21 protein-coding genes are annotated in these 21,825 nt (G+C 53.9%); 13 read left to right on the top strand and 8 right to left on the bottom strand.

Translation table 11 applies throughout. From position 1 onward, the window contains the following. The first annotated feature begins 283 nt into the window (after nucleotides 1-283). Both ACOTXR_RS16235 and mdtD read left to right on the top strand, forming a co-directional pair. The gene (locus ACOTXR_RS16235; protein ID WP_014881867.1) at nucleotides 284-991 is read left to right on the top strand and encodes a FadR/GntR family transcriptional regulator; all 708 of its coding nucleotides are present in this window, start codon (nucleotides 284-286) and stop codon (nucleotides 989-991) included. After that, nucleotides 988-2,421: a multidrug transporter subunit MdtD gene (gene mdtD, locus ACOTXR_RS16230; RefSeq protein ID WP_023331646.1), complete on the top strand. Its 1,434-nt coding sequence runs from the start codon at nucleotides 988-990 to the stop codon at nucleotides 2,419-2,421. Before ACOTXR_RS16235 ends, mdtD begins: the two co-directional genes overlap by 4 nt. Here mdtD and rbsR read toward each other — a convergent pair. The 7 genes from rbsR to kup all read right to left on the bottom strand — a co-directional run bounded on the left by rbsR (nucleotide 2,387) and on the right by kup (nucleotide 10,334). Next, nucleotides 2,387-3,379 carry a ribose operon transcriptional repressor RbsR gene (gene rbsR, locus ACOTXR_RS16225; RefSeq protein WP_014881869.1) on the bottom strand — a complete coding sequence of 331 codons (993 nt, stop codon included), beginning with the start codon at nucleotides 3,377-3,379 and terminating at the stop codon, nucleotides 2,387-2,389. The two genes, mdtD and rbsR, sit on opposite strands and share 35 nt — an antisense overlap. Nucleotides 3,380-3,382: 3 nt before the next feature. Next, nucleotides 3,383-4,312 carry a ribokinase gene (rbsK, locus tag ACOTXR_RS16220; protein ID WP_058690224.1) on the bottom strand — a complete coding sequence of 310 codons (930 nt, stop codon included), beginning with the start codon at nucleotides 4,310-4,312 and terminating at the stop codon, nucleotides 3,383-3,385. 106 nt (nucleotides 4,313-4,418) lie between these two features. Continuing rightward, entirely contained in the window at nucleotides 4,419-5,309 is an 891-nt protein-coding gene (gene rbsB / locus ACOTXR_RS16215) for a ribose ABC transporter substrate-binding protein RbsB (RefSeq protein WP_014881871.1), read from the bottom strand. A 27-nt stretch (nucleotides 5,310-5,336) separates the two neighbouring features. Then, a complete protein-coding gene (gene rbsC / locus ACOTXR_RS16210; RefSeq protein ID WP_014881872.1) occupies nucleotides 5,337-6,302 on the bottom strand; it encodes a ribose ABC transporter permease in 966 nt (321 codons plus the stop codon). Nucleotides 6,303-6,306: 4 nt separating this feature from the next. Next, the gene (gene rbsA / locus ACOTXR_RS16205) at nucleotides 6,307-7,812 is read right to left on the bottom strand and encodes a ribose ABC transporter ATP-binding protein RbsA (protein WP_023336493.1); all 1,506 of its coding nucleotides are present in this window, start codon (nucleotides 7,810-7,812) and stop codon (nucleotides 6,307-6,309) included. Between the two features lie 7 nt (nucleotides 7,813-7,819). Further along, nucleotides 7,820-8,239 (bottom strand): D-ribose pyranase, encoded by a 420-nt coding sequence (gene rbsD / locus ACOTXR_RS16200; protein WP_058690198.1) that lies wholly within the window; start codon nucleotides 8,237-8,239, stop codon nucleotides 7,820-7,822. A 226-nt stretch (nucleotides 8,240-8,465) separates the two neighbouring features. Next, complete coding sequence (kup, locus tag ACOTXR_RS16195) at nucleotides 8,466-10,334, bottom strand: low affinity potassium transporter Kup (RefSeq protein WP_421767055.1); 1,869 nt, start codon at nucleotides 10,332-10,334, stop codon at nucleotides 8,466-8,468. A 222-nt stretch (nucleotides 10,335-10,556) separates the two neighbouring features. On the opposite strand from kup, the gene ravA reads away from it, so the two are divergent. Both ravA and viaA read left to right on the top strand, forming a co-directional pair. Continuing rightward, nucleotides 10,557-12,053, top strand: coding sequence for an ATPase RavA (ravA, locus tag ACOTXR_RS16190; protein ID WP_058690199.1), 1,497 nt, complete (start codon nucleotides 10,557-10,559; stop codon nucleotides 12,051-12,053). After that, nucleotides 12,047-13,498, top strand: a complete 1,452-nt coding sequence (viaA, locus tag ACOTXR_RS16185) for an ATPase RavA stimulator ViaA (protein ID WP_023331651.1) — start codon at nucleotides 12,047-12,049, stop codon at nucleotides 13,496-13,498. The genes ravA and viaA overlap by 7 nt, the downstream gene beginning before the upstream one ends. On the opposite strand, the gene asnA is transcribed toward viaA, so the two are convergent. Then, on the bottom strand, nucleotides 13,499-14,491 hold the full coding sequence (gene asnA, locus ACOTXR_RS16180) for an aspartate--ammonia ligase (protein ID WP_023331652.1): 993 nt from the start codon (nucleotides 14,489-14,491) through the stop codon (nucleotides 13,499-13,501). Nucleotides 14,492-14,642: 151 nt separating this feature from the next. On the opposite strand from asnA, the gene asnC reads away from it, so the two are divergent. From asnC to atpH, 9 genes are all read left to right on the top strand, one after another. After that, entirely contained in the window at nucleotides 14,643-15,101 is a 459-nt protein-coding gene (asnC, locus tag ACOTXR_RS16175; RefSeq protein WP_014881879.1) for a transcriptional regulator AsnC, read from the top strand. Between the two features lie 90 nt (nucleotides 15,102-15,191). Continuing rightward, nucleotides 15,192-15,641, top strand: a complete 450-nt coding sequence (gene mioC, locus ACOTXR_RS16170) for an FMN-binding protein MioC (protein WP_023331654.1) — start codon at nucleotides 15,192-15,194, stop codon at nucleotides 15,639-15,641. A 374-nt stretch (nucleotides 15,642-16,015) separates the two neighbouring features. Continuing rightward, nucleotides 16,016-17,905 (top strand): tRNA uridine-5-carboxymethylaminomethyl(34) synthesis enzyme MnmG, encoded by a 1,890-nt coding sequence (gene mnmG, locus ACOTXR_RS16165; protein WP_008500196.1) that lies wholly within the window; start codon nucleotides 16,016-16,018, stop codon nucleotides 17,903-17,905. Nucleotides 17,906-18,012: 107 nt separating this feature from the next. Further along, a complete protein-coding gene (gene rsmG, locus ACOTXR_RS16160; RefSeq protein WP_014881881.1) occupies nucleotides 18,013-18,639 on the top strand; it encodes a 16S rRNA (guanine(527)-N(7))-methyltransferase RsmG in 627 nt (208 codons plus the stop codon). A 616-nt stretch (nucleotides 18,640-19,255) separates the two neighbouring features. After that, nucleotides 19,256-19,636, top strand: coding sequence for a F0F1 ATP synthase subunit I (atpI, locus tag ACOTXR_RS16155; RefSeq protein WP_008500194.1), 381 nt, complete (start codon nucleotides 19,256-19,258; stop codon nucleotides 19,634-19,636). A gap of 8 nt (nucleotides 19,637-19,644) precedes the next feature. Then, nucleotides 19,645-20,460: a F0F1 ATP synthase subunit A gene (atpB, locus tag ACOTXR_RS16150; RefSeq protein WP_014881883.1), complete on the top strand. Its 816-nt coding sequence runs from the start codon at nucleotides 19,645-19,647 to the stop codon at nucleotides 20,458-20,460. 49 nt (nucleotides 20,461-20,509) lie between these two features. After that, entirely contained in the window at nucleotides 20,510-20,749 is a 240-nt protein-coding gene (atpE, locus tag ACOTXR_RS16145) for a F0F1 ATP synthase subunit C (protein ID WP_000429386.1), read from the top strand. 48 nt (nucleotides 20,750-20,797) lie between these two features. Then, nucleotides 20,798-21,268: a F0F1 ATP synthase subunit B gene (atpF, locus tag ACOTXR_RS16140; protein ID WP_003862370.1), complete on the top strand. Its 471-nt coding sequence runs from the start codon at nucleotides 20,798-20,800 to the stop codon at nucleotides 21,266-21,268. A 14-nt stretch (nucleotides 21,269-21,282) separates the two neighbouring features. After that, a complete protein-coding gene (gene atpH / locus ACOTXR_RS16135) occupies nucleotides 21,283-21,816 on the top strand; it encodes a F0F1 ATP synthase subunit delta (RefSeq protein ID WP_008500192.1) in 534 nt (177 codons plus the stop codon). Nucleotides 21,817-21,825 lie beyond the last annotated feature (9 nt).

The raw sequence follows: 21,825 nt of genomic DNA, 5'->3' as shown, positions 1-21,825 counted from the left end.
CGGGGTGTGCATATTACGCTTTCCCGCTTCAGAGTCAAGCGTTTATTTTGCTTTTCTCTGCTGACCCGGCGCCGTGTGTGCCGTTGTTCCGTGTCAGTGGAGGCGCATTATAGGGAGTTATTTCACAGTGACAAGAGGAAATTTAAAAAAAGTTTCCGTCCGTGTTTTTTTTCACCAATAGCGGTGAAATCAAGCTACAAATTGTTCTATTTGATGTATCTACAACCACAATCACATTCGAGGTGGCATAATTATCAGCATAAAACATTAAGGAATAAACGCGATGCCATTAAGCGCACAACAGCTGGCCGCCCAAAAAAACCTCTCCTATGTGCTGGCAGAAAAGCTGGCGCAACGGATTTTAGCGGGAAAATATGCCCCGGGCAGCATCCTGCCGGGTGAAATGGAGTTGGGCGAGCAGTTTGGGGTGAGCCGTACCGCCGTTCGTGAAGCGGTGAAAACCCTGACGGCAAAAGGGATGGTTCTCCCGCGCCCGCGCATTGGTACGCGCGTGATGCCGCAGAGTAACTGGAATTTTCTCGATCAGGAGCTGCTCTCCTGGTGGATGACAGAAGATAACTTTCATCAGGTGGTCGATCACTTCCTCGTGATGCGTAGCAGCCTTGAACCCCAGGCCTGCCTGCTTGCCGCCACGCTCGGAACAGCAGAGCAGAAAGCGCAACTTAACGCGTTGATGGAAGAAATGGTGTTCCTGAAAAAACACTTCAACCGGGAACGCTGGGTTGAGGTTGATATGGCCTGGCATGAACATATCTATATGATGAGCGCCAATCCCTTCCTGACCTCCTTTGCCTCGTTATTCCATTCGGTGTACCACACCTACTTTTCCTCTATTACACAAGACGAAGTGGTAAAGCTGGATTTGCATCAGGCGATAGTGGATGCCATTCAGGAGAGCGACGGGCAGCGAGCCCTGAGTGCGTGCCAGGCATTGCTGGCCGCGCCAACCCACCAGCAGGTAGATAAATGACAAAGAAAAAAGCACGCAGCATGGCCGGATTGCCGTGGATTGCAGCCATGGCGTTCTTTATGCAGGCACTGGATGCCACCATCCTCAACACAGCGCTTCCCGCCATTGCACAAAGCCTCAACCGCTCCCCGCTGGCAATGCAATCCGCCATCATCAGCTATACCCTGACGGTGGCGATGCTGATTCCGGTAAGCGGCTGGCTGGCTGACCGCTTCGGTACCCGCAGAGTTTTCATGCTGGCCGTAACGCTCTTTACCCTGGGTTCGCTGGCCTGCGCGCTCTCCACATCCTTAACAGAGCTGGTTATCTTCCGCGTGTTACAGGGCATTGGCGGCGCGATGATGATGCCCGTGGCGCGCCTGGCATTGCTGCGTGCCTACCCACGCAGCGAGCTGCTTCCCGTGCTCAACTTCGTCACCATGCCGGGCCTCGTCGGCCCGATACTGGGCCCGGTACTCGGCGGCGTGTTTGTGACCTGGGCAAGCTGGCACTGGATCTTCCTGATTAATATCCCGATTGGTGTGGCAGGGCTGTTCTACGCTCGCAAATATATGCCCAACTTCACCACGCCAAGACGCAGCTTCGATATGGGCGGATTTTTCCTGTTTGGTCTGAGCCTGGTGCTGTTCTCCAGCGGGATGGAGCTGTTTGGTGAGAAAATCGTTGAAACGTGGCTGGCACTGGCCGTCATCCTCAGTGGTATTCTGCTTTTCCTTCTTTATATACGTCATGCGCGTCGCCACCCGACACCGCTTATCTCTTTATCGCTGTTTAACACCCGGACCTTCTCCGTCGGGATTGCAGGAAACATAGCTTCACGCCTGGGGACAGGATGCGTACCGTTCCTGATGCCATTGATGTTGCAGGTAGGTTTTGGCTATCCGGCCCTGATTGCCGGCTGCATGATGGCGCCCACGGCAATGGGTTCAATTCTGGCAAAATCAACCGTCACGCAGGTACTGCGCTGGTTTGGCTATCGTAAGACGCTGGTTGGCGTGACGGTCTTTATCGGCCTGATGATTGCGCAATTCTCTCTGCAATCCGCCTCTCTTCCCGTCTGGATGCTGATCCTGCCGTTGTTTGTGCTGGGCATGGCAATGTCGACGCAGTTTACGTCGATGAACACCATTACCCTTGCCGATCTGACTGACGAGAATGCCAGTAGCGGCAACAGCGTGCTGGCGGTAACACAGCAGCTGTCGATCAGTTTAGGGGTGGCGGTAAGTGCAGCAGTGCTGCGCTTTTATGAGGGTTTTGACAGCGCGAATACCGTTGAGCAGTTCCACTATACCTTTATTACGATGGGCGCACTCACGGTGGTATCGGCGCTGGTCTTTATGCTGTTAAAACCGAAAGACGGCCGAAACCTGATCAAAGAGCGCCACAAAGCAAAGGCTAAACCGAACCCCGTTCCATCAGAACAGGAGTAAGCTGCAGACGTTGCTGTTGCAGCGTGGGCTGCGCCATTCGGTGGATCAACACATCAATGGCCAGCTCACCCAGTTCATCTTTCGGCTGATGAATGGTGGTCAGCGGCGGCGTCATGTAGCGCGCCAGTTCGATATCATCGTAGCCAATGATCGCCATATCGTCCGGAACGCGTAACCCCGCCTGATACAACGCCTGATAAGCACCAAATGCCATCGCATCGTTACCGATAAATACCGCCTGCGGACGCGGCTCTTGCATCAGCAATGTCTGCATCGCCTCAAAGCCGCCGTTAAATTCGAAATCACCGGTGATCCGGTAGCCGTCAGGGATGGCAAGACCCGCGCGTTCCATCGCCGAGAGATAACCTTCCAGACGCAAGCGCGCCGGGGTTTTATCCAGCGGGCCGGTAATGCAGGCGATGCGGGTATGACCTTTATCGATCAGATGCTGAGTTGCCATGTCGCCGCCCAGCAGGGAATTATCCTGAATCAGATCGCTGGTCCCATCGAACGGCGCCCAGTCCATCATCACCGTAGGAATTGAAGGGTAGCGCTGGATAATCTCTTTCGACGGTTGATGGGTTTCGGTACAGAGCAGCAATAACCCGTCGACGCGTTTTTGCATCAGCGTTTCCAGGTTACGGTTCATGCGCTGTTCGTCACCCTCGGTATTGCACAGCACCAGACTGTAGCCACGCTCGAAGCAGCTGCGCTCTACGCCGCGAACAAGTTCAGAATAAAAAGGGTTGGTACTGGCGGTGATCAGCATACCGATGGTGCGCGTCTGGTTAAGCTTAAGGCTGCGCGCCAGCGCCGACGGCGCATAGTTGAGATCTTTTACTGCGGCTTCGACTTTCTCCCGAATCGCCTCGCTAACGAAACGATCGTTATTAATAACGTGAGAGACAGTCGAAGTAGAAACGCCCGCCATGCGGGCGACATCTTTCATCGTAGCCAAGCGTTACCCCTGCTGACTTAAGAATTCATCGATCTCTTTGCGCCACGGTACGGAAGGCTGTGCCCCTTTACGCGTCACCGCAATTGCGGCGGCAGCATGCGCAAAGCGGATCGCATCATCCATCACTTTGCCTTCCAGCAGCGCCGTCACCAGCGCACCGTTAAAGGTATCACCTGCGGCAATCGTATCAATGGCTTTAACCCTGAAGCCCGGCACGCGACGCCCTTCGCCGTTTACGCTTGCCCACACCCCACGGCTACCAAGAGTAATGATAACGGTCCCGATGCCCTTTTCATGCAACACTTTCGCCGCACGCGCGGCATCATCATCATTTTCAACACGAATGCCCGTCAGCTTTTCCGCTTCGGTTTCGTTTGGCGTAATGATGTCCACCAGCGCCAACAACTCGTCTGATAATACACGGGCTGGAGCAGGGTTAAGTACGACAGTGGTATGATTTTCATGCGCAATTTTGGCGGCGGCCAGCACGCTTTCAACCGGTGACTCCAGCTGCATCAGCAGGGCTTCGGCTCCACTGATGAGTGCTCGTTGCGCTTCTACGCGCGCCGTCGTCAGCGCAGCGTTAGCACCCGCATGAATACCGATGACATTCTCACCTTCAGCGTTGACGAAAATCAGCGCCACGCCGGTAGACTCCCCCGCAACAACGCTGACCGGCGCGATATCAATATTATCGCTGGCCAGCTGTTTACGTACGCGCTCACCGGTATCGTCATCACCCGTGCAGGCGATAAACGCAATATTCGCCCCACTGCGTCCGGCGGCGACGGCCTGGTTTGCGCCCTTACCGCCAAATGCTACCTGGTAATGATTACCCGTGACGGTTTCGCCCGGAGCAGGGAATGATTCAAGGTTAAGAATGTGATCGGCATTGATACTGCCAAGGACGACGAGGTTACCTGCGGTTTTCATGGTTGGATTGTCCATCTGAGAGCGCCACCGGTGTTACCCGGTGGCGTATGCCACACTTTTCTTTATTGGTGTCCCTCAGGCAGCCAGCGACTGCCTGATTCGCCTTTTATTGCTTGATGACCAGCTTCAGGTCAACAGGGTATTTGGCCTGAACTTTTTCGCCCTTCAGCACTTTGTCGGCAGTTTGTACGCCAGTCGCGCCAATCTGCTCAGGCAGCTGAGCGATGGTCGCAGCCAGTTTGCCATCATTTACCGCTTTTTCACCATCCGGCGTACCGTCAAATCCGACAACCATCACATCAGATTTACCTGCAGTCTGCAGGGCACGCAGCGCACCCAGCGCCATCTCATCGTTCTGTGCAAACACAGCCTGCACGTCAGGATGTGCGGTCAGCAGGTTCTGCATAACGTTCAGACCTTTAGTACGGTCGAAGTCTGCTGGCTGGCTCGCCAGGACGTTGAATTTGTGTGCAGCGACAGCCTGCTGGAAGCCTTCGCCACGCTCACGCGCTGCGGACGTCCCGGCAATCCCCTGCAGTTCGATGACTTTGGCGCCTTCACCGGCTTTCTTCGCAATGTAATCACCGGCGATTTTACCGCCCAGCACGTTATCAGACGCGATGTGGCTGACTACATCGCCTTTGTTCGCCTGACGGTCCAGCGTGATCACCGGAATTTTCGCCTGGTTTGCCATTTTAACGGCGTTACCTACGGCGTCAGAATCGGTTGGGTTGATCAGCAGGATTTTGGTGCCACGAACGGTTAAGTCCTGAACGTTCGCCAGCTCTTTCGCCGGGTTGTTCTGAGAATCCAGCACGACCAGGTTGTAACCCAGCTTGTCAGCTTCTTTCTGCGCACCATCCTTCAGGGAGACGAAGAACGGGTTGTTCAGGGTAGAGACAACCAGCGCGATGGTGTCTTTCGCCATGGCGTTAGCACTTACGGTTGCGCTCAGCGCGACAGCGGAAACCAGGGTAGCCAGTTTTTTCATGTTCATATCTAAGATGTCCTGTAGTGTCGTCAGTTACTGTTTTTTGTTGTCTACCAGTACCGCCAGCAAAATCACCACTGCCTTAACGATCATCTGGTAATAGGAGGAAACACCTAACAAATTCAAACCATTATTCAGGAAACCGAGGATCAGTGCGCCGATCAATGTCCCAACAATGCGACCTTTACCGCCCGCCAGACTCGTACCGCCCAGAACCACCGCCGCGATGGCATCCAGTTCATAGCCCGTACCCGCCGTTGGCTGCGCAGAAGAAAGACGCGCCACTTCGATGATGCCCGCCAGAGAGGCCAGCAGGCCGCACAGGGAGTAAACGATAATTTTGACTTTATTGACGCTAATACCGGACAGACGCGTTGCCGCTTCGTTACCGCCCAGCGCATAAATGTAACGACCCAGACGAGTGTGATGCAGCATGTACCACGCCGCCAGGAAGACGATAGCCATGATCCAGACCGGCGTCGGGACGCCCAGCGGACGGCCAATACCGAACCAGCCAAAAAGATCGGCATTATCCGTAAACCCGGTATTGACCGGGCTACCGTTGGTGTAGACCATGGTCACACCACGCAGCAGCAGCATCATGACCAGCGTGGCGATAAACGCCTGAACACGCCCTTTTGCCACGATCACGCCGGTTACAGCGCCAATCGCCGCGCCTGCTGCCAGTGCAGCGGCAACCGCCACCAGCGCGTTGACTTCAATCCCGACAAGCGAAGCGGCGATCGCACCGGTGAGCGCCAGCAGGGAACCGACGGACAGATCGATACCCGAGGTCAAAATCACCAGCGTCATCCCGACCGCCATAATGGCGTTCACAGACGTCTGCTGCAGAATGTTGAAGAGGTTATTAACGGTGAAGAAATTCGGACTCATGGTCGACACAATCGCGATCAGCACCAGCAGGGCAATCAGCGATTTTTGTTCCATCAGCCATGCCTTTGTGAAATAGCGGCGACCAGAAACAGCCTGGGTAGTCATCTTCTTACTCCTGATTCACGCGATTAAGCTTGCCCACAGCGGCAGCCATCAGAACTTCCTGGGTGGCCTGCTCGCGAGTGAATTCACCGCCGAGATGCCCTTCATGCATGACGATAATGCGATCGCTCATGCCTAATACTTCTGGCATCTCGGAAGAGACCAGAATGATGCTCAGCCCGTCGGCCTTGAACTGGTTAATCAGCTGATAGATCTCTTTCTTTGCGCCCACGTCTACGCCGCGGGTTGGCTCGTCGAGGATCAAGACTTTCGGGCGCGTCATCAGCCCGCGGGCAATCGCCACTTTCTGCTGATTACCACCGGACAACAGGCCAATCGCCTGCTCCATTGACGGCGTTTTGACGTTAAAAAGACGGATAAAATCACTGACCGCCTGCTGCTCGTCTTTATGCTTAAGGCTGCCGCCGCTGCGGCTGAAATAGCGCAGCGCGGTAAGCGACATGTTCTCTTTTACCGACATGCCCAGCACTAAACCGTCGCGCTTGCGGTCTTCAGAGATATAGACGATACCGTTCGCCAGTCCATCCTGCGGAGAGCGCGTCACCACTTCATGACCGTCGAGGGTGACATAACCGCTGGTGCGCGGCAGTGCGCCGTAGAGCACTTTCATCAGTTCGGTACGTCCCGCGCCCATCAGACCCGCGACACCGAGGATCTCACCCTGGCGCAGGGTAAAGGTCACATCGTGAACGCCCGGACCGCAGAGGTTATCCACCTTCAGGCGGATCTCACCCGGTGCTTTATCCAGACGCGGATACTGATCTTCCAGCTTACGTCCCACCATCATTTCGATGAGCGTATCTTCGGTCAGCGTCGCCACTTCGCGCTCGGCAATAAACTGCCCGTCGCGGAAGACGGTGACGTCATCGCAAATCTCGAAGATCTCTTTCATGCGGTGAGAAATATAGACAATCCCACGTCCCTGCGATTTCAGCTCGCGGATCACGCGGAACAGGGATTCGGTTTCGGTATCAGTCAGAGCGTCGGTCGGCTCATCCATGATGATGACTTTGGATTCAAAGCTCAGCACCTTCGCGATTTCCACCATCTGCTGATCGCCGATGGAGAGCTCGCCTACCAGACGGTCGCTCTTAAAGCGCAGGTTCAGCTTCGCGAGCAGCTTGTCCGCTTCGGCGTACATGGTTTTCCAGTCGATTTTGCCAAACCGGTTCACAAACTCACGGCCGAGGAAGATGTTCTCCGCAATGGTGAGCTGCGGGATCAGGTTTAGCTCCTGGTGGATGATACCGATACCCGCTTCCTGAGAAGATTTCGGGCCGTTAAAGGTGGTCTCTTTACCCAGCCAGAGCAGCGAACCGGCATCACGCTGGTAGATCCCGGTCAGCACTTTCATCATGGTGGATTTGCCCGCACCGTTTTCGCCCACCAGCGCCATCACGCGACCGGAGTAGACATTCAGCGCCGCACCGGAGAGGGCTTTTACGCCTGGGAACGATTTATCGATCCCCTTGAGTTGCAGTAATGCGTCCATGATGGCCTCAGAAGGTGACGCCAGCACAGAGAATGATATTCGCATACGGGGAACACTCCCCGCTGCGAATCACCGCCTGACTGTCTGCGGTTTGTTGTTTGAACTGCTCGTGCGTTGTGTAACGAATTTCTATGGTGTTTCCCTGGTGTTGCTGCAGTTGCTCAATAAACTTAAGCAACGTTTCGTGGAGTTGCGGATTATGTTGTTTGATTTCCGCCGCGAGAATGGCCCCCTCAACCTGCATCTCCGACGTCACCACATCCAGTACCTGCATAAACGAAGGAACTCCCTGCGTTAACGCCATATCAATACGGGTTGTGCTGCGCGGAACCGGTAAGCCTGCATCGCAAACCACCAGCGTATCGGTATGCCCAAGACGGGAAATGACCGATGAGATTTCTGAGTTGAGAACTGTGCCTTTCTTCATTTTCTGCTCCACTAGCGAAACGTTTCGCTAAAAAGAGTGTAGCCGCAAGAGTGTTCAGAAAACCATCATGGCGTAACAGATTTGTGATCAACGTCGAAACGTTTCGCTAAGTGAAATAGAGGGGGAGGTAAATGCAAAACGGTAACCGTCAGGTTACCGTTTTTTATGTTTGCGCCCTCTCCCTGTGGGAGAGGGTCGGGGTGAGGGCATCAGCCCGCAGAAGGACTTAAATATCGACCTGCGTTCCCAGCTCAATCACGCGGTTAGGTGGGATCTCAAACTGGTCAGGCGCACGCAGGGCGGTACGCTGCAGGATAAGATAAAGCTTACCGCGCAGGCGCAGATACCAGGGACGCTTGCCGATAATCAGCGACTCGTGCGACATAAAGAACGACGTCTCCATCATCCGGCAGCTTAGCCCTTCAAGACCGCAGCGGTGGAACACCTCTTCCACATTTGGCGTTTCGCGCCAGCCGTAACTCGCCACCACGCGCCAGAATGTCGGGGACAGCTGCTCGATTTGCACGCGACGCACGTTGTGAACATACGGCGCATCTTCGGTACGCAACGTCAGCAGGATCACTCGCTCGTGAAGAACCTTGTTGTGCTTGAGGTTATGCATCAGCGCGAACGGGATGACGTTCAGGGCACGAGACATATACACCGCCGTTCCCGGCACGCGCACCGGCGGGGATTTCTCCAGGGAAGCGATCATCGCCTCCAGAGAGTTACCGTGCTCATGCATACGACGCAGCAGACGGAAGCGCTCGCTCTTCCACGTGGTCATCACGATGAACATCACCAGACCCAGCGTCAGCGGCAGCCAGCCGCCGGAGACAATCTTGTCGAGGTTCGCAGAGAACAACGGTACGTCGATGCACAGGAAGCCCACCAGAATCATTGCCACAAGGAATTTATTCCAGTGCCAGTTTCGGTACGCCACGGTAGTGGAAAGAAGCGATGTCAGCACCATCGTACCGGTTACCGCAATACCGTACGCCGCCGCAAGGTTACTGGAGTGCTCAAAGCTCACGATAACAATCACAACCGCGAAATAGAGCAGCCAGTTAACGAACGGAATGTAGATCTGACCCGACTCCATCTCAGAAGTATGGATGATGCGCATTGGCGAGAGATACCCCAGACGCACGGCCTGGCGCGTCAGAGAGAACACCCCCGAAATCACCGCCTGAGAAGCAATGACGGTCGCCAGCGTCGCCAGAATCAGCATCGGCACCAGCGCCCAGTCTGGCGCCAGCAGGAAGAACGGGTTCTTAATCGCTTCCGGGTTCTTGAGCAGCAGCGCGCCCTGACCGAAGTAGTTCAGCACCAGCGACGGCAGCACCACAATAAACCATGCCACACGGATAGGCAGTTTCCCGAAGTGACCCATATCGGCATACAACGCCTCAACGCCAGTGATGGAGAGCACGACCGCGCCAAGCGCCACGAAGGAAACAACTTTATATTCGAGGAAGAAATGCACGGCCCAGTAAGGATTCAGGGCATGCAGCACTTCAGGGTTAGCAATAATGCTGCGCAAACCGAGGGCCGCGAGGATCAGGAACCAGGCCAGCATAATCGGCGCAAACAGTTTACCCACCAGCCCGGTACCGTGCTTCTGGATCGCAAACAGCAGCGTTAATACGATTATCGCCAGCGGAACCACCCACGTATCGAGCTGTGGCGCAATAATCTCCAGGCCCTCTATCGCCGAGAGGACCGAAATGGCGGGTGTGATAACCACCTCTCCGTAGAAGAAACTGCCGCCGATCAGGCCGATAATCACCAGCACGGACGTCATTCTGGCGGAGGTGTTGCGCCCGGCCAGGGACATGAGGGTCAGGATCCCGCCTTCGCCCGCGTTATCTGCACGCATAACGAAGGAGAGATATTTAACAGAAACAACCAGGATCAGCAGCCAGAAGATGAGTGACAAGAAGCCAAACACGGCATCACGCTCAACACCAAAGCCAAACTGGCCGGACAGACATTCACGAAGCGTATAAAGCGGGCTGGTACCGATATCACCGTAGACAACCCCGATCGCAGCAAGCGTTATTGCGGGTAATGATTGCTTATTATCAGTGCTCATAGACTAGTCTTTTCGTTTAAATAACAAATGTGTTCCCGGTCCCTTGGCCCACAAAAAGCGCACAGTATGCACGATTCGTTGCAAAATCGAACCCCTAAATGCAACCGCATTAATGTAGCGCAAAGAAAATTGCGCCGCACTTCAGCCTATTACCAGCTCTGACTGAAACGTCTATACTCGCTTCAATTGGCCGCCACGACGGCGAAAGGATGCAAAACTATTATGGCTCACTCACATTTATTAGCAGAAAGAATTTCCCGCCTCAGCAGTGCGCTAGAGAAAGGCCTTTTCGAGCGTAGCCACGCCATTCGCCTTTGCTTACTGGCAGCGTTGAGCGGTGAAAGCGTGTTTCTGCTGGGTCCGCCGGGCATTGCCAAAAGCCTGATCGCACGCCGCCTGAAGTTCGCTTTTCAGAATGCTCGCGCCTTTGAATATCTCATGACGCGCTTTTCCACCCCCGAAGAGGTTTTCGGTCCGCTCTCTATTCAAGCCCTCAAAGACGAGGGGCGTTATGAGCGTCTGACGGCGGGTTATCTTCCGGAAGCAGAAATTGTCTTTCTCGATGAGATCTGGAAAGCCGGCCCGGCAATCCTGAACACCCTGCTCACGGCGATTAACGAACGCCGGTTTCGCAACGGGGCCAGCGAAGAGAAAATCCCCATGCGTCTGCTGGTGGCCGCGTCAAACGAACTGCCCGAAGCCGACAGCAGCCTGGAAGCGCTGTATGACCGTATGCTAATCCGCCTGTGGCTTGATAAAGTCCAGGACAAGTCAAACTTCCGCTCTATGCTGGTCAGCCAGCAGGATGAGAACGAAAACCCGGTGGCGGCTTCTTTGCAGGTGACGGACGACGAGTATCACCAGTGGCAGGAAGAGATCGGCAAAATTAAACTGCCCGATGCCGTTTTTGAACTGATCTTCATGCTGCGCCAGCAGCTTGATTTACTTCCTTCCGCACCGTATGTCTCGGACCGTCGCTGGAAAAAGGCTATTCGTCTGCTCCAGGCGAGCGCCCTGTTCAGCGGTCGTGATGCCGTCGCGCCCATCGATCTGATCCTGCTGAAAGACTGCCTCTGGCACGACGCAGAAGGCATGAACCTGATGCAGCAGCAGCTGGACGTATTGATGACCGGACACGCATGGGGGCAGCAGGCGATGCTCAACCAGCTGGGGGCGATTACTCAACGCCGCATCCAGCTCCAGCAACAGCAAAGTGATAAAACGGCGCTGAAAGTCAATCGTCTGGGCGGTATGTTCGCCCGCAAACCGCATTACGAGCTCCCCGCCGATCTGACCGGTACGACGCTAACGCTGCTGCTCCAGCAGCCGCTCAAACTGCATGATATGCAGGTGGTACACATTACGGTTGAGCGCGAGGCGCTATCTCAGTGGCTCGACAAAGGCGGTGAGATCCGCGGAAAACTCAACGGCATCGGTTTCGCGCAGCCGCTCACGATGGAAGTGGACAGCAGCCAGCACCTGGTGATCCGCGACGTCAGCCTGCAGGGCTCGCGTCTTGCGCTTCCTGGCACCGCTTCTGACAGCGTGCCGGAAGAGATCAAACAGCAGCTGGACGCCCTGGATACCGAATGGCACCAGCAGCACACCCGCTTTAGCGAGCAGCAAAAATGCCTCTTTATTCATAGCGACTGGTTAGGTCGCATCGAAGCCAGCCTGCAGGATGTCAGCGCGCAGATCAAACAGGCGCGTCAATGCTAACGCTGGACACGCTCAACGTGATGCTGGCGGTCAGCGAGGAAGGGTTGATCGAGGAGGTGGTGATTACCCTTCTGGCGTCGCCGCAGCTGGCGGCGTTTTTTGAAAAATTCCCGAAGCTCAAAAAGGCGATGACCGACGATCTTCCGCGCTGGCGAGATAATCTGCGACAGCGATTCAAAGAGACTGAAGTTCCGCCGGAACTGACGGAGGAAGTCGCGGCCTATCAACAGTGTCAACGGCTCTCCACGACGCAGTTTATCGTCCAGCTCCCACAAACCCTGGCAGTACTCGATAACGTCCACTCTCCGTTTGCCAGCCAGGCCCGGGCGCTGGTCACGGATAACGCCACCTTTACCCCCGCACTGCATACTCTCTTTTTACAACGCTGGCGCCTCAGTCTGGTGGTTCAGGCCACAACGTTAAACCAGCAGTTGCTGGATGAAGAACGTGAACAGCTGCTCAGTGAAGTTCAGGAACGCATGACCTTAAGCGGTCAGCTTGAGCAGGTGCTGGTGGAAAATGAAAACGCCGCAGGACGTCTCTGGGACATGAGTGCCGGTCAGCTCAAACGCGGAGATTACCAGTTGATCGTCAAATACGGCGATTTTCTGGCGCAGCAGCCGGAATTGATGAAGCTTGCTGAACAGCTGGGGCGCTCAAGGGAGGCAAAATCGGTTCCAAAGAAAGATGCCCCGATGGAAACCTTCCGCACCCTGGTGCGTGAACCGGCAACCGTGCCAGAACAGGTCGACGGGCTCCAGCAGAGCGATGACATTCTGCGCCTGCTGCCCACCGAACTGAGCACGCTGGGAATGACCGAGCTGGAGTATGAGTTCTACCGTCGGCTGGTGGAAAAACAGCTTCTTACCTACCGGCTACACGGCGAAGCGTGGCGCGAGAAACTTAGCCAGCGTCCGGTCGTCCATCAGGATTTTGATGAACAGCCGCGCGGGCCGTTTATTGTTTGTGTGGATACGTCCGGTTCGATGGGCGGATTTAACGAACAGTGTGCAAAAGCGTTTTGCCTGGCACTGATGCGCGTGGCGCTCGCCGACCGCCGTCGCTGCTTCATCATGCTCTTCTCCAGCGAAGTCGTGGGTTATGAGCTGACGAACCAGCAGGGAATAGAGCAGGCAATCCGTTTTTTAAGCCAGCGTTTTCGCGGGGGCACTGACCTGGCCAGCTGCTTTCGCAGCATCGTTGAGCGGATGCAGGGGGGTGACTGGTACGACGCCGATGCGGTCGTCATTTCCGATTTTATAGCCCAGCGACTGCCGGATGATGTGGTTAATAAAGTGAAGGAGTTACAGCGGGTGCATCAGCACCGTTTTCACGCCGTCGCGATGTCCGCTCATGGAAAACCCGGCATCATGCGCATCTTCGATCATATCTGGCGCTTTGATACCGGGTTGCGTAGCCGCCTGCTCAGACGCTGGCAGCGATAATTAAAGAAGAGATCCCACGCTGTCACGCACCTGCTGCGGCCAGACGCCACACTGTACCTGACCAATATGCGGCAGTTGCAGCAGCAGCATGGTCAGACGGGACTGGCCGATCCCTCCCCCGATGGTCTGCGGCATTTCGCCGCGCAGCAACGCCTGGTGCCACTCTAATTTGAGACGATCTTCGTCACCGGTCACCGCCAGCTGGCGTTTCAGCGCGTCGGCATCCACGCGGATCCCCATAGAGGAGAGCTCAAATGCATCTTCCAGTACCGGGTTCCAGACCAGGATATCGCCGTTCAGCCCGGCATAGTCGTGCTCGCCCGCGGTGCTCCAGTCATCATAATCCGGCGCACGGACGTCGTGGCGTTTGCCATCAGAGAGTTTGCCGCCAATGCCGATCAGGAATACTGCACCCAACTCTTTCGCGATCGCACGTTCACGGCCTTTGGCATCAAGATCCGGGAAACGGCTCAACAGTGCCTGGCTATGAACAAAGTGGATCGTGTCCGGCAGGAACGGTGCCAGACCAAACTCTTTGCTCACGGCCGCTTCAGTCGCTTTGATCCCGGCGTAGATCGCCTCAACGGTGGATTTCAGCGTGCCAAGGTGACGCTCGCCATCACCCATCACGCGCTCCCAGTCCCACTGGTCAACGTAAACAGAGTGAATAGGTGAAAGGCGGTCTTCATCGGGGCGAAGGGCTTTCATGTGCGTGTAAAGCCCTTCGCCCGCGCTGAAGTCGTGTTGTCCCAGGGTTTGACGCTTCCACTTCGCCAGGGAATGAACCACTTCGAACTGGGCATCTGGCAGTGTTTTCACTTTCACCTGTACCGCTTTTTCGCATCCAGACAAGTTATCCTGCGTCCCGTCGCCCACCCTGCTCAAAATTGGTGCCTGAACCTCAATCAGCCCAAGCTTCTCTTCCAGCTGGCGGGAAAAATGGGATTTAACGAAACTGATCTGGCGTTGTTTTGCGATGTAAGCGGTTTTCATTATTTATACTCCTGCGTCCTGTTGGTAATGATTAAGCAACAGAACCGGCACTTAATTCAATAACTCAACAACAAAAAGCCGACTTCACTTTTGAATCGATAAAATATGAGGCTAGAATAGAAAGAATCATCAATCTTCATAAGAAAAAGCTATGGAAAATTATCAGATCGACAATCTCGACCGCGGCATACTCGAGGCGTTAATGGCCAATGCCCGTACCGCCTACGCCGAACTGGCGAAACAGTTTGGTGTCAGCCCGGGAACCATTCACGTTCGCGTAGAGAAAATGAAGCAGGCGGGGATCATTACCGGCGCGCGCATTGACGTCAGCCCGAAGCAGCTGGGTTACGACGTCTGCTGCTTTATCGGCATCATTCTTAAAAGCGCAAAAGACTATCCTTCCGCCCTGGCCAGGCTCAATGCACTGGATGAGGTCACCGAGGCGTACTACACCACGGGGCACTACAGCATCTTTATAAAAGTGATGTGCCGATCCATCGATGCCCTCCAGCAGGTACTTATCAACAAGATCCAAACAATTGATGAAATTCAGTCCACCGAGACACTGATCTCCCTGCAAAACCCGATCATGCGTACCATCCGCCCATGATCGGGCAAATTCATTCCCACATTTTCCACAGGTAGATCCCAGCTCGTTCACAGCGTACAATATCTCCCTCTTTATCTGAGCGAGCGATCAATGGCGGACATTACCCTTATCAGCGGCAGCACCCTCGGTGGTGCGGAATATGTAGCGGAACACCTGGCTGAGAAGCTGGAAGATGCGGGCTTTTCAACACAAACCCTGCACGGACCGCTGCTTGAAGATCTCCCGACTGACGGGGTCTGGCTGCTGATCACCTCCACGCATGGCGCGGGCGATCTGCCGGATAACCTGCAACCTTTATATGACGAACTGCAGGAACAGCAGCCTGACCTCTCAAAGGTCCGTTTTGGCGCTGTGGGGATCGGCAGTCGTGAATATGACACCTTTTGCGGGGCAATAGAGAAAGTCGAAGCTGTTGTCACCTCTTGCGGAGCAAAACAGCTGGGTGAAACACTCAAGATCAACATCCTCGATCATGATATTCCGGAGGATCCGGCCGAGATCTGGTTGGGTGAATGGAAAAATTTACTCAAAAACGATTAAAGATCGCGCGATCAGATGTGGATAACTCTGGTTAAAAGCTCGTATTAACCCGTAGTTATCCAAAGAACAACTGTTGTATCGTTTTTAGCCTGTGTATAAAGTCGCGATCTGATCCCAGCTTATACGGTCCAGGATCACCGATCATTCACAGCAAACGATCCTTCCTAACTGCATGATCTTATTTGCCGGATCGGACTTATCCACACAAGTACGCGATCCTAATAAGAGATCACAATAGAACAGATCTCTAAATAAAAAGATCTTCTTTTTAATTGCCCAGGATCCCAATGCTTTCTCGAAAGACTAAAGTTGAGTAGAATCCACGGCCCGGGCTTCAATCCATTTTCATACCGCTTTACGCGAGGCAGACCACCATGTTTTATCAGGATCCTTTTGACGTCATCATCATTGGCGGGGGTCACGCAGGCACTGAGGCCGCAATGGCCGCAGCGCGTATGGGTCAACAGACCCTGCTTTTGACACACAATATCGACACGCTGGGACAAATGTCCTGTAATCCGGCGATTGGCGGCATTGGGAAAGGACACCTGGTAAAAGAAGTGGATGCGCTTGGCGGCCTGATGGCGAAAGCGATCGATCATGCAGGCATCCAGTTTAGGATACTAAACGCGAGTAAAGGACCGGCAGTGCGTGCCACTCGTGCACAGGCAGACCGCGTGCTTTATCGTCAGGCCGTACGTACCGCGCTGGAGAACCAGCCAAACCTGATGATCTTCCAGCAGGCGGTAGAAGATCTTATCGTTGAGAACGATCGCGTCGTGGGTGCTGTGACCCAGATGGGCCTTAAATTCCGCGCCAAAGCGGTGGTACTGACCGTCGGCACCTTCCTGGACGGGAAAATTCATATTGGTCTGGATAACTACAGCGGTGGCCGTGCAGGCGATCCGCCATCCATTCCGCTCTCTCGTCGTCTGCGTGAACTGCCACTGCGCGTAAGCCGCCTGAAGACTGGCACACCGCCGCGTATTGATGCGCGCACCATTGATTTCAGCGTGCTTGCGCAACAGCACGGTGATAACCCAATGCCGGTCTTCTCGTTCATGGGCAATGCGGCGCAACATCCGCAGCAGGTACCGTGCTACATCACGCATACCAACGAAAAAACCCATGACGTGATCCGCAATAACCTCGATCGCAGCCCAATGTACGCCGGTGTGATCGAAGGGATCGGTCCGCGTTACTGCCCGTCGATCGAAGACAAAGTGATGCGCTTTGCCGATCGTAACCAGCACCAGATCTTCCTGGAGCCGGAAGGGCTAACCTCAAACGAAATTTATCCGAACGGCATCTCCACCAGCCTGCCGTTCGATGTGCAGATGCAGATTGTTCGCTCAATGCAAGGCATGGAGAATGCGAAAATCGTTCGCCCTGGCTACGCTATTGAGTACGATTTCTTCGACCCGCGTGACCTGAAGCCAACCCTGGAGAGCAAATTCATCCACGGGCTGTTCTTTGCGGGCCAGATTAACGGCACCACCGGTTACGAAGAAGCGGCTGCACAGGGTCTGCTGGCCGGTTTGAACGCTGCCCGTTTCTCTGCCGAAAAAGAGGGCTGGGCCCCGGCGCGTTCTCAGGCCTATCTGGGCGTACTGGTTGACGATCTCTGCACCCTGGGCACCAAAGAACCGTACCGTATGTTTACCTCTCGTGCGGAATATCGCCTGATGCTGCGCGAAGATAACGCCGACCTGCGTCTGACTGAAATGGGCCGCGAGCTGGGTCTGGTCGATGACGAACGCTGGGCACGCTTTAACGAGAAGCTGGAGCGCATTGAACAGGAACGTCAGCGTCTGAAAACCACGTGGGTTAATCCACAGGCGGAAACCGCTGCCGAAGTGAACGCTCACTTAACTGCGCCGCTCTCACGTGAAGCCAGCGGTGAAGATCTGCTGCGTCGTCCCGAAGTGACCTATGAGAATCTGGTGAAACTCACCGCGTTCGCCCCGGGTCTTGAAGATGCCGAAGCCGCTGAACAGGTCGAAATTCAGGTGAAGTACGAAGGCTATATCGCGCGCCAACAGGATGAGATTGAAAAACAGCAGCGTAACGAAAACACGTTGCTGCCGGAAATGCTGGACTACCGTCAGGTGACGGGGCTTTCCAACGAAGTGATCGCTAAGCTGAACGATCATAAACCGGTATCCATCGGCCAGGCATCACGTATCTCTGGCGTTACGCCCGCCGCGATTTCGATTCTGCTGGTGTGGTTGAAGAAACAGGGTATGCTGCGCCGCAGCGCGTAATGCCCAGAACATTGCCCGGTGGCGATGCGCTTACCGGGCCTACTGAACCCGTAGGGCGGGTAAGCGAAGCGCCACCCGCCACCTAAGTTTTCCAACAGGTATTCACCGTGCTCAACAAACTCTCTCGTCTGCTGGATCAGGCAGGTATTTCGCTCACCGATCACCAGAAAAACCAGCTGGTGGCCTATGTCGATATGCTGAACAAATGGAACAAAGCGTACAACCTGACGTCGGTACGCGACCCCAACGAGATGCTGGTACGCCATATTCTCGATAGCATCGTTGTGGCACCGTATCTGAAGGGTGAGCGTTTTATCGACGTTGGCACGGGGCCCGGTCTGCCAGGGGTTCCGCTGTCGATTGTCCGGCCGGAAAGTCATTTCACGCTGCTGGACAGCCTCGGTAAGCGCGTGCGCTTTTTACGACAGGTTCAGCATGAGCTGAAGCTTGAGAACATCACGCCCGTTCAAAGCAGGGTAGAGGCGTTTCCGGCAGAACCGCCGTTTGACGGTGTTATCAGCCGCGCCTTTGCTTCACTCAATGACATGGTGAGCTGGTGTAAACATTTGCCCGCAGAAGAGAAAGGGCGTTTCTATGCGCTGAAAGGGCAACTGCCGGGTGATGAAATTGAACAGCTTCCGGACGGTTTTGCCGTTGAATCCATCGAGAAATTAAACATTCCTCAGCTCGACGGTGAACGTCATCTGGTGATAATTAAGCCAAACAATTTTTAAAAAATTAATAAAAAATGTGGAATTTGTGCTGTTCTGGTGATGTTAAAAAACAGCACAACTCACATGGATTTACCCGTTAGCATTTAACCTCTTTTTTACCATGGTTTTTCTTATGGTTAACGTTGCGCCTATTATTCACCGTGAAGATAGTCAACTATGAAAATATCAGTCTGCTAAAAGTGGAAGACTGTAATCAGAGTGTGATGTTAATTATTTATTAAGAATGTCAATAAAAGGTTTTTATTGTGTACGGGGCTGTTTTGAAAATAGTTGCGATATTTTATCTTTGATTTCAGAAAGATACTCCTGTGTGATTTACGGCTTTGATAAATACAACCTTATCGCAAATGTGTGTTTTGTGATCTCGTGCACGCTTTGTAGTCAACGTTTTCGCGCTGTTTGCAGTTTTGCTCGAAGGTCGATGCTTTCAGCGAAAGTTGAAAAATAGCGGTGGGGAAAAATATTTAAACATTTATTCACCTTTTCGCTACTTAATATTTGAAATCACGGGTACGCACCGTATAATTTGTCCGCTTTTTGATGCTTGACTCTGAGCCTTAAAGGACGTTTTATACGACACGCGGCATACCTCGAAGGGAGCAGGAGTAAAAACGTGATGTCTGTGTCGCTCTTGAGTAGAAACGTTGCTCGTAAGCTTCTGTTCATTCAGTTTCTGGCTGTGATAGCAAGTGGACTGCTGTTTAGCCTCAAAGACCCCTTCTGGGGCATCTCCGCCGTGTGCGGGGGTTTGGCTGTTGTGCTGCCAAACGTGTTGTTTATGATTTTTGCCTGGCGTCATCAGGCGCATACACCCGCCAAAGGCCGCGTGGCCTGGTCCTTCGCTCTTGGCGAAGTGTGTAAGGTGTTGCTGACCTTTGCTTTACTGGTGATGGCGCTGGCGGTTTTGAAAGTGGTCTTCATGCCGCTGATAGCAACGTGGGTTTTGGTGCTGGTGGTACAAGTTCTGGCTCCAGCTGTAATCAATAACAAAGGGTAAAAGGCATCATGGCTTCAGAAAATATGACGCCGCAGGATTACATAGGTCACCATCTGAATAACCTTCAGCTGGACCTGCGTACATTCTCGCTGGTGGATCCGCATAACCCCCCGGCCACCTTCTGGACGATCAACATCGACTCCATGTTCTTCTCGGTGGTATTGGGTCTTCTGTTCCTGGCCATGTTCCGCAGCGTTGCTAAAAAGGCGACCAGCGGTGTTCCAGGGAAATTCCAGACATTCGTTGAAATGATCATCGGCTTCGTCCATGGCAGCGTGAAAGACATGTACCATGGTAAGAGCAAGCTGATTGCTCCGCTGGCCTTGACCGTGTTCGTTTGGGTCTTCCTGATGAACCTGATGGACCTGCTGCCAATTGACCTGCTGCCGTTCATCGGCGAGCACATCTTCGGCCTGCCTGCGCTGCGTGTTGTACCGTCTGCGGACGTGAACATCACTTTGTCGATGGCGCTGGGCGTGTTTATCCTGATTCTTTTCTACAGCATCAAAATGAAAGGCGTAAGCGGCTTTGTGAAAGAGCTTACCTTGCAGCCGTTCAACCACTGGGCGTTTATTCCGGTCAACCTGATCCTGGAAGGCGTTAGCCTGCTGTCCAAACCTGTTTCACTGGGTCTGCGACTGTTCGGCAACATGTATGCGGGTGAGCTGATTTTCATTCTGATCGCGGGTCTTCTGCCGTGGTGGTCACAGTGGATTCTGAATGTGCCATGGGCCATTTTCCACATCCTGATCATTACGCTGCAAGCCTTTATCTTCATGGTTCTGACGATCGTCTATCTGTCGATGGCGTCTGAAGAGCACTGATTTTTTACCAACACTACTACGTTTTAATTGAAACAAACTGGAGACTGTCATGGAAAACCTGAATATGGATCTGCTGTACATGGCTGCCGCTGTGATGATGGGTCTGGCGGCTATCGGTGCTGCGATCGGTATCGGCATCCTCGGGGGCAAATTCCTGGAAGGCGCAGCGCGTCAACCTGATCTGATTCCTCTGCTGCGTACTCAGTTCTTTATCGTTATGGGTCTGGTGGATGCTATCCCAATGATCGCTGTAGGTCTGGGTCTGTACGTGATGTTTGCTGTCGCGTAGTAGTTGTTTTAAAACCCCAAGCCACAGAAATTTAAGAGGTATTGTGCTGTGAACATGAACGCAACAATCCTCGGCCAGGCCATCGCGTTTATTCTCTTTGTCTGGTTCTGCATGAAGTATGTATGGCCGCCTTTAATGGCTGCCATCGAAAAACGTCAGAAAGAAATTGCTGACGGTCTGGCTTCTGCAGAACGCGCTAAGAAAGATTTGGACCTTGCACAGGCCAACGCGACAGACCAGCTGAAAAAAGCGAAAGCGGAAGCTCAGGTCATCATCGAACAGGCTAACAAACGCCGTTCGCAGATCCTGGACGAAGCCAAAGCTGAAGCAGAACAGGAACGTACTAAGATCGTGACACAGGCTCAGGCTGAAATTGAAGCTGAGCGTAAACGTGCTCGTGAAGAACTGCGTAAGCAGGTTGCGATTCTGGCTGTTGCTGGCGCCGAGAAGATCATCGAACGTTCCGTGGATGAAGCTGCTAACAGCGACATCGTGGACAAACTTGTCGCTGAACTGTAAGGAGGGAGGGGCTGATGTCTGAATTTGTTACGGTAGCTCGCCCCTACGCCAAAGCAGCTTTTGACTTTGCTATCGAACACCAAAATGTCGATCGCTGGCAGAATATGCTGGCGTTTGCCGCTGAGGTGACGAAAAACGAACAAATGGCCGAGTTGCTTTCCGGTGCGTTAGCGCCTGAAACTCTCGCCGCGTCGTTTATCGCCGTGTGCGGAGAGCAACTGGATGCCAACGGCCAGAACCTGATTAAGGTGATGGCAGAAAATGGTCGTCTCCGTGTGCTCCCGGATGTTCTCGAGCAGTTTGAGCACTTACGTGCCCTTAGTGAAGCAACAGCTGAAGTCGAAGTGACTTCAGCGACTGAACTGAGTGATGAACAGCTTGCGAAAATCACCGCCGCGATGGAAAAACGTCTGTCACGCAAAGTTAAGCTGAATTGCAAAATCGATAAGTCTGTAATGGCAGGCGTAATCATCCGCTCGGGTGATATGGTCATTGATGGCAGCGTACGCGGCCGTCTTGAACGCCTTGCAGACGTCTTGCAGTCTTAAGGGGACTGG

This window comes from Enterobacter cloacae complex sp. IR53030 (assembly GCF_049238365.1).
GTDB classification, from domain to species: Bacteria; Pseudomonadota; Gammaproteobacteria; order Enterobacterales; family Enterobacteriaceae; genus Enterobacter; species Enterobacter kobei.
The sequence above is the reverse complement of the archived record's forward strand: the minus strand, read 5'-3'. Positions and strand labels throughout refer to the sequence as shown.